The sequence below is a fragment of the Sphingopyxis sp. H053 genome, assembly GCF_001468225.1.
GTDB lineage: Bacteria > Pseudomonadota > Alphaproteobacteria > Sphingomonadales > Sphingomonadaceae > Sphingopyxis.
The window spans coordinates 133816-147128 of sequence record NZ_LNRU01000009.1 but is presented as its reverse complement, the minus strand read 5'-3'; the positions used below and the strand labels follow the sequence as shown (position 1 = coordinate 147128).

General features: G+C 65.5%; 15 protein-coding genes and 1 tRNA gene. 7 read left to right on the top strand and 9 right to left on the bottom strand.

Annotated features, from left to right (window positions below):
• Positions 1-14 precede the first annotated feature (14 nt).
• From ATE70_RS18045 to ATE70_RS18025, 5 genes are all read right to left on the bottom strand, one after another.
• Entirely contained in the window at positions 15-512 is a 498-nt protein-coding gene (locus ATE70_RS18045) for a GFA family protein (RefSeq protein ID WP_058539140.1), read from the bottom strand.
• A 63-nt stretch (positions 513-575) separates the two neighbouring features.
• Positions 576-651, bottom strand: a tRNA-Val gene (locus ATE70_RS18040).
• 69 nt (positions 652-720) lie between these two features.
• Complete coding sequence (locus tag ATE70_RS18035; RefSeq protein ID WP_058539139.1) at positions 721-1692, bottom strand: magnesium and cobalt transport protein CorA; 972 nt, start codon at positions 1690-1692, stop codon at positions 721-723.
• Between the two features lie 74 nt (positions 1693-1766).
• Positions 1767-2279 carry a hypothetical protein gene (locus ATE70_RS18030; RefSeq protein WP_058539138.1) on the bottom strand — a complete coding sequence of 171 codons (513 nt, stop codon included), beginning with the start codon at positions 2277-2279 and terminating at the stop codon, positions 1767-1769.
• Between the two features lie 49 nt (positions 2280-2328).
• Positions 2329-3372, bottom strand: a complete 1044-nt coding sequence (locus ATE70_RS18025) for a MarR family transcriptional regulator (RefSeq protein WP_231732767.1) — start codon at positions 3370-3372, stop codon at positions 2329-2331.
• A gap of 229 nt (positions 3373-3601) precedes the next feature.
• Between ATE70_RS18025 and ATE70_RS18020 the strand changes: the two genes are divergently transcribed.
• The 6 genes from ATE70_RS18020 to ATE70_RS17995 are packed head-to-tail and all read left to right on the top strand — an operon-like array spanning position 3602 to position 7363.
• Positions 3602-4180 (top strand): thermonuclease family protein, encoded by a 579-nt coding sequence (locus ATE70_RS18020; protein ID WP_058539137.1) that lies wholly within the window; start codon positions 3602-3604, stop codon positions 4178-4180.
• A 46-nt stretch (positions 4181-4226) separates the two neighbouring features.
• Positions 4227-4604 (top strand): fluoride efflux transporter CrcB, encoded by a 378-nt coding sequence (gene crcB, locus ATE70_RS18015; RefSeq protein WP_058539136.1) that lies wholly within the window; start codon positions 4227-4229, stop codon positions 4602-4604.
• Entirely contained in the window at positions 4601-5824 is a 1224-nt protein-coding gene (locus ATE70_RS18010) for an RluA family pseudouridine synthase (protein WP_058539135.1), read from the top strand. The genes crcB and ATE70_RS18010 overlap by 4 nt, the downstream gene beginning before the upstream one ends.
• Positions 5824-6444, top strand: a complete 621-nt coding sequence (locus tag ATE70_RS18005) for an FMN-binding negative transcriptional regulator (RefSeq protein WP_058539134.1) — start codon at positions 5824-5826, stop codon at positions 6442-6444. The genes ATE70_RS18010 and ATE70_RS18005 overlap by 1 nt, the downstream gene beginning before the upstream one ends.
• Positions 6441-6677, top strand: coding sequence for a hypothetical protein (locus ATE70_RS18000; RefSeq protein ID WP_058539133.1), 237 nt, complete (start codon positions 6441-6443; stop codon positions 6675-6677). The genes ATE70_RS18005 and ATE70_RS18000 overlap by 4 nt, the downstream gene beginning before the upstream one ends.
• Positions 6674-7363, top strand: a complete 690-nt coding sequence (locus ATE70_RS17995; protein WP_058539132.1) for an ATP12 family chaperone protein — start codon at positions 6674-6676, stop codon at positions 7361-7363. The genes ATE70_RS18000 and ATE70_RS17995 overlap by 4 nt, the downstream gene beginning before the upstream one ends.
• 107 nt (positions 7364-7470) lie before the next feature.
• Here the strand turns inward: ATE70_RS17995 and ATE70_RS17990 are convergent, their stop codons facing one another.
• The 4 genes from ATE70_RS17990 to ATE70_RS25500 form a co-directional block, all read right to left on the bottom strand.
• A complete protein-coding gene (locus ATE70_RS17990; RefSeq protein WP_058539131.1) occupies positions 7471-8274 on the bottom strand; it encodes a crotonase/enoyl-CoA hydratase family protein in 804 nt (267 codons plus the stop codon).
• A gap of 13 nt (positions 8275-8287) precedes the next feature.
• Positions 8288-8896, bottom strand: a complete 609-nt coding sequence (locus ATE70_RS17985) for a 2-hydroxychromene-2-carboxylate isomerase (RefSeq protein ID WP_058539130.1) — start codon at positions 8894-8896, stop codon at positions 8288-8290.
• Positions 8897-8900: 4 nt separating this feature from the next.
• Complete coding sequence (locus ATE70_RS17980) at positions 8901-10433, bottom strand: acyl-CoA synthetase (RefSeq protein WP_058539129.1); 1533 nt, start codon at positions 10431-10433, stop codon at positions 8901-8903.
• A 276-nt stretch (positions 10434-10709) separates the two neighbouring features.
• The gene (locus ATE70_RS25500) at positions 10710-11423 is read right to left on the bottom strand and encodes a response regulator transcription factor (protein WP_058539128.1); all 714 of its coding nucleotides are present in this window, start codon (positions 11421-11423) and stop codon (positions 10710-10712) included.
• Between the two features lie 353 nt (positions 11424-11776).
• On the opposite strand from ATE70_RS25500, the gene ATE70_RS17970 reads away from it, so the two are divergent.
• Positions 11777-13309: a class I adenylate-forming enzyme family protein gene (locus ATE70_RS17970; RefSeq protein WP_058539127.1), complete on the top strand. Its 1533-nt coding sequence runs from the start codon at positions 11777-11779 to the stop codon at positions 13307-13309.
• Positions 13310-13313 lie beyond the last annotated feature (4 nt).

Below are 13313 nucleotides of genomic sequence, written 5' to 3'. Positions count from 1 at the left end.
CATCGGCGGCGAGATCAAGCGACCCAGACGCCCGCGTCCCTATGCCATTCCTCGATCGATTTTTCGGGATAGAGATCGAACGCCGCATCGTCGGGCCCGATGCCGGGTTCGACCCAATCCGCCTTATATTTGAGCATCAGATGGACGCGCGATGGCGGCACCGGCAGCGGCGAATCGATCGCGCTCGCAAAGGGATGGATGAGGTCGGGCCAAGTCGGGTCATAGAGCCACAGCGCCGACCCGCATAAGCGGCAGAACCGTCGTTCGCCGCTCGAAACCTCGCACCGGCCATGCTCGTCATCTTCGATCCGCGCGCGATAGAGGCCCAGATTCTCCTCGCCCTCGACCTTCAGCGACCGCGCGTCCGCACCGAGGTTGATCGCATAGCCCCCGCCACCCTGCTGTTTCCGGCAAATCGAGCAATAGCAAAGCTCGTACGGCACGGGCGTGTGGCTCTGCATCGAAAAGCGTATCGCGCCGCACCGGCACGAGCCTTTGAGTTCGCACGGCATCGGATTTCCTTTCACGCCATCATCGGCGGTAAAGGCGCAACGCGCGATGACAAGGAAGGTTCGTGGTGGGCGCTGACGGGCTCGAACCGCCGACCCTCTCGGTGTAAACGAGATGCTCTACCAACTGAGCTAAGCGCCCCTGATGTCGCCATCAGCGGGACGTGCGCCCTGCCACAAGCCGCCACCGCTGGCAAGCAAGACGCGCGAGTCAGAGCCAGCCGATGCGTTTGAACCGCCAGAAGAGGAGCGCGCAGATCACCGCGATCGTGCCGACGACCATCGGATAACCAAAGGTCCAGCCGAGTTCGGGCATATGTTCGAAATTCATGCCATAGATGCCGGCAATCGCGGTCGGCACGGCCAGGATCGCCGCCCAGGCGGCGAGCTGGCGCGTGATGACGCCCTGGCGCTGCTGTTCGAGCATGCCATTGGTTTCGATCACCGACGCAGCAATATCGCGCAGTCCGGTCAGGCGGAACTCGGCGCGCTGCACATGGTCCCAGATGTCGCGGAAGAAAGGACGCACCGCGGGATCGACATTGGGAAGATCATCGTCGGTCGCGAGCCGACCGGCGACTTCCTTCATCATCCCGACGAGGCGCTGAAAGCGGATGATCTCGTGCCGCTGCGAATAGAGATGCCGGATTTCGGCGGCGTCGAGCGGCGTGTCCATCACGCTTTCCTCGACCGTCAGCATCCGGTCCTCGATTGCGTCGATAACGGGGAAATAGCCATCGACGATGAAATCGAGCACCGCATAGAGGACATAATCGGGACCGTGGGCCAGCTTGCCGGGCAAGGTTTCGAGGCGTGCGCGGATGTCGGTGTGCGTGCGCGCCGACCCGTGACGGACGCTGACGAAGAAATGAGGGCCGAGGAAAAAGGCGGTTTCGCCCGGATGGATCATATCGGCGTCGAGGTTGGCGGTGCGGGTCACCACGAACAGCTGGTCGCCATAGGCCTCGACTTTCGGCAGCTGGTTCGCCTTCAGCGCATCCTCGACCGCGAGCGGATGGAGGCCAAAGCGTTTCGCGATGCCTTCGAGCTCGCCCGGCGTCGGCTCGTAAAGGCCAAGCCAGAAGAAATCGCCATTGTCGCAATCTTCGGGAATCGCTTCGTCGGGGCCGATGTCGCGGACAAGCTTGCCGTCATGATAAACGCGGGCGGCCATAATCGGCATCGGCAGAAAACTCCGTTGAAGTGGGCGCTTACATAGTGCGCCCCGCGATGAAGGGAAATGGCCCGGTTTCGGAGCTAGATATCCCGGCTGTCGTACGCCCATTGCAGCAGCGCCTGCCGCTGTTTCGGCCGGCAAAAGGGATCGCCCGGTTCGCAATGCTTGCGCACTTGCGCGGCGTGGCGCCGGAACGCGCGCCACCGCGCGATCTGGCGATGGTCCTCGCCCGGCATCCGCCGTCCCGAATAATAGCGGCAATACCATTGGAACCAGCCGCGCGGATCATCGGGATGGATCCAGCCTTTCTGGACCCAGACACGCAAGGAAACACTCGCGCGGATGCCGAAATAGTTGAGCGAGCAGTCCGCCCGTTCGGGTGAAAGCTTCGCGTTTTTGAACCAGCTTTCCGGGAATTCGGCGGTGCAGTCGGTCATATATTTGCCGCAGAACACCCCGAGTTCCAGCATCTCGGCGGGCGTGAGTTCGGGCTCGAAACCGGGATCGAACGCCTCCCCCATCGGGGCCGTGCGCAAATAGCGATACCCCTGCTGCATCCGGTCGTTCACGACCACTTCGACGGCATCCTTCATGCCCGAAACCTACCCGCGCCAATCGGCGCGGGCCATGCCCATTCTTCGCCTATTCCTCGAGCGCCTCGAAATAACGGCCGAGCGCGTCTGAGGCACCTTCGGCGAGCGCGATGAAGATGCGGCGGCCATCGTGCGGGTCGTCTTCGCGCAGGAACAGGCCCGCGTCGGTCATCGTTTTGATCCAGCGCAGCGCCGTCGTCGCGGGGACCGCGGCGGCGATGCACAGGCTCGACACCGACACCGGCTGGCGCTCGAGCCGCGCGGCATAGAGATCGAGCAACATGTCCCATGCCGGATCGGCGAACAGGTCGGCGGGGAAATATTGCTCGCGCATCCGCCGTTGGCGCAGCATCCGCCGCACCGCCTTGGCGCGCTGCCGGTCGAGCGTACGCTCTTCGGGAATGAAGCTGCGCGGCATCGCGGCAAAGTCGCGCGCCGGCGCGCGGACCTGTCCCACATAGTCGGTCAGCTCCTCGGCCCGCGATGCGAAACCTATGGGGGTGCCGGGAAGCCCGCCCCGCTGGCCGGCGAGGTCGCCGAGCAGGCGCGAAATGCGCGCGACCTCTTCCTGCAGCCGGTCGATCCGCTCCATCGCATCGTCGCGCGCGATGTCGTGGAGGATGCCATGCCGCGTCCGTCTTGCTGCCGCCAGGGCGACGAGCCGGTCGGTCGGATCGGCGTCGACGAGGAACTGGACGTCGAGCGCAGCCGGTATCGCCGCCACGAGCCGATCGAGCGCAACCAGTGTGGTTTCGCATATGAGGCTGCAACCCCGCTCGCCCGCGGCCGCGCATATGTCGCCGAGCGTTTCACCTTCGATCGTCTCCGCGGCGGCGAGCCAGATAATGTCCAGTGTCGCCGTTTTCCGGATATAGTCCGCCGCCCGCAATGGAGGGAGCGTTCTGACGAGGCGCACTTCGGCGAGCGAAGCCGTGTCGGGCCAATCGGCCGCTGACCCCACGAACAAAAGCGGCGACGCCCCACCGTCGGGGATTGCTCCGCCGATCGTCGCGGGCGGGTCCGCACGGCCTGCACCGAAACCGCCGGGCGCGGTTGCCAATGTATCGAGCGTCTGCATCACCTGGCCCATCATGCTATATGTCCCCCATCGCTCCATCCTGGCGTAAGCATGCCGTCATTTCGGCGGTATTCACCTTTTGTTCGCTCCCGTTTGCCGCCAATCCGGACCCAAGCTTGATATTGGCATGAGTCGGCGTGCACCGGCCGTGATGGAATAGGTCCATTTTGGACATGATTTGTTCTCATCGTCAATCACTAATTCACCCTTGCCAAGCCGCCCCCATCGAGTCAGGCGGGATCCGATGGTTTCAGGCTCCTCCTCGCTCGCGCGGCTGCGCTGGCGGCGGCGCTTCCGGTCGCTGCTCGCACTACTGCTCCTCGCCGGGTTCGCCTTTGTCGCATGGGTGTGGTTGCCAGCACCCGCGCTGACCGTGCCGCTTGTCCATGTGATCGACGGCGACAGCCTGACGGTGCGGCAGGACGACGCGCCGCTGACGATCCGCCTGACCGGCATCGACGCGGTCGAATATCGGCAGGATTGCGCGCGCGGCGCAACGCGCTGGCCCTGCGGGCGCGAAGCACGCACCGCGCTCGAAAAACTCGCGGGCCGCGGGCCGCTCCATTGCGAGGTCGCGGCAAAGGATCGTTACGATCGCACGCTCGCCGCGTGCCGCACCACCGCCTTCCCCGACGGCATCGATCTCGGCGCCGAAATGACGCGGCTCGGATGGGCGGTGGCAACCAGCGACGCCTATATGGTCGAGGAAGCCGAGGCGCAGGCGAAACGGCGGGGCATCTGGCAGGGCGACTTTGTCCGTCCCGAAAACTGGCGCGCGACGCACGAACGCTCCACCACCGCGCTGACCCCGCCCGACGCCTAGAAATGGCCCGCTATGCCTCACGCCCGTTTCGGGCTAGGGCGGGCGCATGAACAGCCTGTTTCCCGTCATGATCGGCGGCGCGATCGGCGCCGGCGCCCGCCATCTGGTCGGGCAGGCGATGCTCGCGCGGTTCGGTCCGGCCTTCCCGTGGGGCACGCTGTCGATCAATATCGTCGGCAGCCTGTTGATGGGCCTGCTCGTCGGCTGGCTCGTGCGCAGCGGCGGCGGCGATACGACGCGGCTGTTCGTCGGCGTCGGGATTCTCGGCGGCTTCACCACCTTCTCCTCTTTCAGCATGGAATATTGGATGCTCTTCGAACGCGGTCAAAACGCTCAGGCGGCCGCCTATGTCCTCGCGTCGGTAGTCGGCGCGATTGCCGCCTGCGGGCTCGGCCTCTTCATCGTGCGGCAGGTGCCGGCATGAGCGACGCCAAAGCCAATCTCGACGGCGCCACCATCGCCGAGGAAGACGACGGCATCCGGCTCGACCGCTGGTTCAAGCGCCACCGCGAAGGAACGCCGCACGCACTGCTCGCGCGCTGGGCGCGATCGGGACAGCTGACGCTCGACGGCAAAAAGGCCGATGTGTCGGACCGGATCGCGACCGGGCAGAAACTCGTCATGCCGACACCGCCGGTCGAGACTGCGGCGCGTCCGGCGCGCAAGGGTCGTCCGCTGACCGATGCCGATATCGAGCTGGCGACCGGGATGCTCATCCACCGCGATGCCAGTGCGATCGTGCTCAACAAGCTTCCCGGGCTCGCAACGCAGGGCGGCACCAAGACCGAGCAGCATGTCGACGGCCTGCTCGACGCGCTGAAATTCGATGGCCCGACGCGCCCCAAGCTCGTCCACCGGCTCGACAAGGACACGTCGGGCGCGCTCCTCGTTGCGCGGACGCCGAAGGCCGCGGCCTATTTCGCCAAGAGCTTTTCGAACCGCAGCGCGAAGAAGACCTATTGGGCGCTGATCGTCGGCGTTCCCGACATCCAGCAGGGCGAAATCGACCTGCCGCTCGCCAAGCAGCCGGGGTCGGGCGGCGAGAAAATGCACGTCCATGACAGCGGCCTCGCATCGAAGACGCGCTATCGCGTGATCGAGCGGGCGGGCAACAGCGCGGCGTGGGTCGAACTGCAGCCGCTGACCGGGCGTACCCACCAGCTGCGCGTCCATATGGCGGCGATCGGCCATCCGATCGTCGGCGACGGCAAATATGGCGGCAAGGGTGCGTTCCTGACCGGCACGATCAGCCGCAAGATGCACCTCCACAGTCGCCGTTTGCGCATCGACCACCCCGACGGCGGCGCGATCGATATCAGCGCCGAGGTGCCCGAGCATTTCGCAGCGAGCCTCGACGCGCTCGGTTTCGACCTGCTGCTCGGCGAGGTCGGGATCGACCCGACCGAGAAAGGCCCGCCGCCAAAATCGGCGCTGAAGGCGCAGGCGAAGGCGCACAGCAAGCAGATCCGCAAGGCGCGGCGCGGCGAGCGGCGCGGCCGCACCGCCGAGAGCAAGCCGACCGATTTCGTCGGCAAGCCGAAGCCCAAGGCGAAGGCGAAACCGGGCAAGCCGGCGCCCGGGAAACCCGCGGGCAAGAAACCAAGCGCCAAGAAGCATCCGGCGCGCCCGCCCAAAGCGAGCTGATGCACCCGAACGCCGCCTTCCGCCCGCGGCAGGAGGATCTCGCCGAATTGCTCGTGCGCGAGATCGGTTTTGCCGCGATCTTTGCGAGCACCCCCGACGGGCCGCGCGTCGCGCATGCGCCGGTGGTGCTGAGCGACGACCGGGCGACGCTGCAATTCCACCTCGCGCGCGGCAACGCGCTCACCCGCCACCTGGGCGGCGCGAACGCGCTGGCGGTCGTGCAGGGCCCCGATGCCTATGTCAGCGCGAGCTGGTACGCCGACGCCGATCAGGTGCCGACGTGGAATTATGTCGCGATCGAGATGGAAGGCGTCGCCCGCAAACTCGACGACGCCGAACTGGTCGCGCAGCTCGACACGCTGTCCGCGGCGCATGAAGCGCGCGCCGGTGCGAGCCCGCCGTGGACGCGCGACAAGATGAACCCGGCGCTGTTCAGCAAGATGACCGGCGCCATTACCGGCTTCGAAATGCGGATCGCGGCGTGGCGCCCGACGATCAAACTGTCGCAGAACAAGTCCGCCGCGGAACGCGGGCGCGTGATCGAGGGCGTCGAGGCGACCGGCCATGGCGCGCTCGCGCAGTTGATGCGCCACCTTGGCGGCGATAGGGAGGGTGCATGACCCAAACCGACGACGCACTCGCCAAAAAACGTTTCTTTGCGATCTCCGCGATGCGCCTGATGGGCGCCGCCTTCGCGATGATCGGTTTCATCCTGATCAGCGGCGGTTTCACGCTCGCGGGCCAGCCGACCGACCGCTGGATCGGCGCCGCGATCGTGCTGGTCGGCGCGTTCGATTTCGCGGTCATGCCGCTGCTGCTCGCGCGCCGCTGGCGTTCGCCCAAAAACCCTTGAAGCGCTTCTGGAAAGAGGTCGCCGTCGCCCCCGAGGACGGCGGCTGGGGCATCGCGCTCGACGGCCGGCCGGTGCGCACGCCGCAACGCGCACCGCTCGCCGTCGCAAGCGCCGCACTCGCCGAAGCGATCGCCGCCGAATGGCGCAACGTGGGCGAGACGATCGATCCGGCCGCCATGCCGATGACAGGCCTGACCAACGCCGCGATCGATCTGGCGACACCCGACCTCGCCGCCTTCGCCGCGCCGGTCGCCGCTTATGCGCAGAGCGATCTCTTCTGCTATCGCGACGCGCGCGATGCCGCGCTGCAGGCCGAGCAGGCGGCGGCATGGAACCCGCTGCTCGCCTGGGCCGAGGCACGCTACGGCATCGAATTCACCCTGACGCAGGGCGTGCTGCCGGTCGACCAGCCCGAGGCGACGGTTGCGGTGTTGCAGGGTGCGGTTTTCGTGCAGGACGCATGGCGGATCACCGCGCTGACGCCGCTGGTGACGATCGGCGGATCGCTCGTCGCGGGCCTCGCCTTGCTCGAAAACGTGTTCGACGCCGACGCCTTATGGGAGACCGTGAGCCTCGACGAGCTCTATCAGGAACGCCGCTGGGGCGCGGACAGCGAAGCGCAAAAAGCACGCGCCATCCACAAACGCGACTGGGATAATGCGGCGCGGTTTCTAAATCTGGTTTAACCCCCAAAATCCGTTCGCATCGAGCGAAGTCGAGATGCCTCGCGGCTTGGCGTCATCTCGATGGGTGTCTCGACTTCGCTCGACACGAACGGAGATCGGGCGTCGACTCAATCCACGAAGTTCGGCTTCCGCTTCTGCATCCCCGCCATCACCGCTTCCATCTGGTTCGGGGTGCGGATGACCTTCACCTGCTCGTCGCTTTCGGCCTGCAGGATTTCGGCATCGCTCGCATCAGCAAGCATATTGCAGAGCCGCTTCGCACCGCGGATCGCGTGCGGGTTCTTGTCGGCGATCACTTGGGCGAGTTCCATCGCTTTCGCGAGCGGATCGTCCGACACATGCGTCGCGAAGCCCAGCAGCTTCGCTTCCGAGCCGTTGAATTCGCGGTTGGTATAGATCATCTCGCGAAGCACATCGTCGGCGACCTGCGTGCGCCACAGCGCCATGCCGGCGACATCGGGGACAAGGCCCCAACGCATCTCCATGATCGCGATGCGCGTGTCGGGGTGGACGATACGGATGTCGGCCGCGGCCATGATCTGGCTCCCCGCGCCGAACGCGACGCCATGAACCGCCGCGATCACTGGCACCGGGATTTCGCGCCAGCCCCACGCGGCGTATTGGGCATTGTTCGCGATCCCACGTGTCCGGTCGGACAGGCTGCCGCCCGCGCTGCCCGCGCCCGGATCACGATCGTTGCTGAGGCTCGAGAGGTCGAGCCCGGCGCAGAAGGCGCGGCCTTCGCCCGAGAGGACGACGACGCGGAGCCCCGCGGTCGCCTTGAGTTGATCGACCGCCTCGGCGAGCGCCTCCCACATTGCGGGGTCGAGCGCATTCATCTTGTCGGCGCGGATCAGCCGGACATCGGCGATCCCGCCTTCGAGCATGGTGATCGAAATACGGTCTTTCACGGGAGAGTCCTTTTCAGCGTGTGAGCGCGGCCTCGACGAGCGGAAGCTGGTCGTTGCCAAAATACATGTCGTCCCTATCGACGAAGATCGTCGGCGAACCATAGCCGCCGCGCGCGATGACTTCATCGGTATTCGCGCGCAGCCGCGCCTTGACCGCATCGCTGCCCGCCGCGGCGGCGAGCGCCGCGCCGCCCAGCCCCTCGGCATCGGCGGCCGCTGCGAGTACGGCGGGGTCGTCGAGATTTTCCTGCCGGTCGAAATAGCTCGCGAAGGCACCGCGCGCGAAGCGAACGAGCGCCGCCTGATCCGCTTCGAGCGCGCAGCAGAAACGCATCGCCGCGATGCTTTTTGCCGGATGCCACTCCGAAGGGAAATTCATCGGCACGCCCGCGAGCCGCGCCCAGTCCTTCAGGATTTTCCAGCTGTGCGTCAGCCGCCGGTTGTCGACCTGTTCGCGCGCCGCATAGACGGCGGGATTCACCGCATTGAACACCCCGCCGACAAGGATCGGCCGATAGACCGCCGCCGCGCCCGTCCGTTCGAGTACACCCGGCAGGTTATGGAACGCGAGGCAGGTCCACGGCGAAGAAAGGTCGAAGAAAAATTCGACGCGCGCGCTCATCGGATCAGGCCTCCGCCTTTGCCTTTTCCCAATATTGGTCGCGGAGCAGGCGCTTGTAGAGCTTGCCCGTGTCGTGGCGCGGCAGCGCTTCCATGAAATCAATGCGGCGCGGAATCTTCACCCCCGACAATTTTTCGCGCGCATAGGTCAGCAACTCGTCGCGGAAGGCATCGGTCGCGTCGGCCATGTCGGCGGGCTGGATCACAGCGATCACTTCCTCGCCCATTTCGTCGTGCGGGCCGCCGACGACCGCGACATCGGCAACCTTCGGATGGGTGACGAGGTGATTCTCGATTTCCTGCGGATAGATGTTCACCCCGCCCGAGATGATCATGAAGCTCTTGCGGTCGGTCAAATAGAGGAAGCCATCTTCATCAACTTTGCCCACATCGCCGAGGGTCGACCAGCCCTTCGAGTTGCGGCTCGACGCCGTTTTTTCATTATCCCCATGATATTCGAAGACATTTTCGCTTTCGAAGAAAACCGCGCCTTCTTCGTTCGCGCCAAGCTCGGTCTCGTTATCCTCGCCCATGATATGGATCGCGCCGAGGATCGGGCGGCCGACGCTGCCCTTGTGCGTCAGCCAGTCGGCGCTGGAGATGAAGGTCATGCCATTGCCCTCGGAGCCGGCATAATATTCGAACAATACCGGCCCCCACCAGTCGATCATCGCCTGCTTGACCGGCACCGGGCACGGGGCGGCCGCGTGGATCGCAACCTTCAATGAAGAGGTGTCGTAGCGCGTGCGAACCTCGTTCGGCAGCTTGAGCATGCGCACGAAATGCGTCGGGACCCATTGGCTGGCGTTCACGCGATATTTTTCGATGTGCGCCAGCGCGGTCTCGGGATCGAATTTCTTCATCAGCACGACGGTGCCGCCGAGGCGGTGGACGGTCATCGACCAGCGCAGCGGCGCGGCGTGATAGAGCGGCGCCGGCGACAGATAGATGCTGTCGGCGTTGATCTGGAATATCGCCGAGGCGAGCATGACGAGGCTGTTCGTCGCGTCGATCGCGGGGTCTTCGGGCAGCGGTACGCGCACCCCCTTGGGCCGGCCGGTGGTGCCCGACGAATAGAGCATGTCGACCCCGGCGCGCTCGTCGGCCACCGGCGTCGCGGGCATCGCGGCGACGGCGTCTTCCCAGCTTTCATAGCCCGGTATGTCGCCGCCCATCGCGAAGCGCTTGATCCCGGTCGTCAGCTGCTGCGCGGCGCCCGCAAGGCTCGCCGACACGATCAGAATCTGCGCGCCCGAATTTTCGAGGATATAGTCGGTCTCGTCCTGCGTCAGCCGCGACGAGATGCAGACATAGCGGAGCCCCGCGCGCTGCGCACCCCAGGTCAGCCCATAATAATGCGGGGTGTTGTCGAGCATGAAGGCGACGACATCTTCATGCCCCAACCCGTGCGAGCGAAAGAGCTGCGCCGCGCGGTTCGACGCCGCATCGAGTTCGCCATAGCTGATCGCCTCCCCCGTCTCGGCGACGATGATCGCGGCTTTATCGGGATTGGCGCGGGCGTGGACTGAGGGGTGCATCGGGCATCATCTCCGGGAATCGTTGCTTTCTTTATGTCGAAGATCAGTAGCAACCTGAAACTTTCGGTCAAGCAAGCTGGGGCTCGTGACAGGATAGCGATCAAGAAGGGGCAAATCCGAGCGGCACGTCGATCAAATCTTCGATCCTCCCTGTGCCGGAGGCATGGGGAGGTGGCAGCCTCGAAGAGGCTGACGGAGGGGCGGGACGCGACGTTGCGGCCCCTCCACCACCGCTTCGCGGCGGTCCCCCTCCCCATCGCTGCGCGACAGGGAGGATTAATCCGGACGCGACCGCAGCGCGTAACCCATGCCCTTCACCGTGCGCAGCATCGGCCAGTCGAACCCCCGATCGACCTTGGCGCGCAGCCGCGACATGTGCACCTCGACCCGATTGGTGCCGGGATCGAAATCGAGCCGCCACACCGCGCGGAGCAGCGCGCCGCGCGACAGCGGCCGGTCGGGCACACGCGCAAGGTTCGCGAGCAGGTCGAATTCGCGGAGCGGCAAACGGATGATCTGGCCCGCGCGCTCGACGCGCCGGTCGATCAGATCGATGCTGAGTTCTCCCTCGCCGAGCTGCCCGGCGGCGATGCGGCTGCGGCGCAGCAGGCTGGCAACCCGCGCGAGCACTTCGGGGAGATTGTCGGTCCAGCCCACCGCATCGTCGGCGCCCGCGCCGAGCGCGACCATCCGGTCGTCGAGCGAGTCGCGGTCGGACAAGGCGATCAGCGGCCGGCGCCCGGCAATCGACGACGCCAACCGGACGAACTCGGACGGCTCCTGCCAGTCGAGGAAGGGATTGATAAGCAACAGATTGAAGCAACTGTCGACCCAAGGGCGCAGGTCGCTCACATGCGGTGGCAGGAATTGCACCGCCAAACCCGCGGCCTCGATCGCCGCACCGAGGACATCGGCCCGTGCAGGCACGGGATGATGGACGGCGACCAGCAACTTCCGGTCGCCTTGCCCGGCAATATCCGATGATGCCATCCGCATCCCCCGTCGTCGACGCAACATCCAGGGTCAGGACCTACCAAATGCGCGTTCGAGGCGTCGAAATGGCGAAGATATCGGGCTCGAGCGGATGCAGCGGGTAGCATCGCTACCCGCAAGGCCGCGCGGGCCTGAGATCGAAGCCATTTCGGCGTCCCTTCGGGATTTGACCGATTTTGCCCATGGCTTCGTCGGCAAGTCTTGGAATATTCTCATATGCCTGCGCCTTGCCTTCTCGCCCTGAGCAAAATCGCTTCAAACCTCGAACGCGCATTTGGTAGATCCTGACCCTAGCGCCCCGCCGCCCCACCGGCATTGCACCGCCTTTCGGCTGTGCTAACCCATGGGTCATGACCAGTATCGAAATGCTTGACGGCGACTTCGCCACCCTGCCCGACCTTGTCCGTGCTCATGCCGCGGAGCGTCCCGATGCCGTAGCGGCTGCCGACGCGCTGCGGCGGCTGAGCTGGTCCGAACTGGATCAATTGACCGACCGAATCGCCGCGCGGTTGCAGCAGGACGGATTCGCGAAAGGCAACCGCACCGCGATCGCCGGCCTCAACAGCGTCGAGCAGATGGCGGTGATCCTCGGCACCCTGCGCGCCGGCGGGGTCGCGGGGCTCGTCACCAACAGCGCGACGGGCGAGCAGATGGCGGCGATGATCGCCGACACCGGTGCGCGCCACCTGTTCCTCGACAGTGCGGCAAAGACGAGCCTCGAAGGCCATGTCATCACCGCGAGCGACCTGATCGCGATGGATGGCAGCGACGCCGGAACACCGCTCGACGCCTGGCTGTCGCTCGCGGGGGCGAAGCCCGCACCGGTCGAGATTCTGCCCGATGACGGCTTCAACATCATTTATTCGTCGGGCACCACCGGCACGCCCAAGGGCATCATCCACAGCCATGCGATGCGCTGGCAGCACATCATCCGTGGCGCCCCCGCTTATGGCCCCAATGCCGTGACAATCCTGTCGACCCCGCTCTATTCGAACACGACGATGGCGAGCTTCATGCCGACCGTCGGGTCGGGCGGGCAGGTCGTCTTGATGAAGAAATTCGACGCGCGCGGCTTCCTTGAGCTCGCGGCGCGCGAGCGCGCGACGAACACGATGCTGGTCCCGGTGCAGTATCGCCGGATCATGGCGCTCGACGATTTCGGCGACTTCGACCTCTCCAGCTTCGTCGTGAAATATTGCACCTCGGCGCCCTTCGCCGCGGCGCTCAAGGCCGATGTGCTCCGGCGCTGGCCGGGCGGGCTCGTCGAGATTTACGGCATGACCGAAGGCGGCGCGGCGTTCATCCTCGAGGCGCATCAATTCCCCGACAAATTGCACACGGTCGGCAAGCCCGCGCCGGGACATATCGCAAAGGTGATCGACGAGGACGGCAACGAGCTGCCGCAAGGATCGGTCGGCGAAGTCGTCGGCCGCAGCCCCGCGATGATGACGGGATATAACAACCGTCCCGACGCGACCAAGGCGATGCACTGGTACGACGCCGAGGGAAATCTCTTCTATCGCCACGGCGACATCGGCCGGATCGACGAGGACGGCTTCCTGACCTTGATGGACCGCGCAAAGGACATGATCATCTCGGGCGGGTTCAACATTTTCCCGAGCGACCTGGAGGCGATATTGATTGCCGATGAGCGCGTCGTCGAAGCGGCGGTGGTCGGCATGCCGAGCGAGGAATGGGGCGAGACGCCCGTCGCGTTCGTCGTGCTGAAGGACGGCGCCGAGGCCGAGGCCGTGCGCGCCGATTGCAACGCCAAGGTCGGCAAGACGCAGCGGTTGAGCGCGATCACGGTCGTCGACGAACTGCCGCGCAGCCCCATCGGCAAGGTGTTGAAACGCGAGTTAAGGGACGCGTACGCGCGGTAGCTTC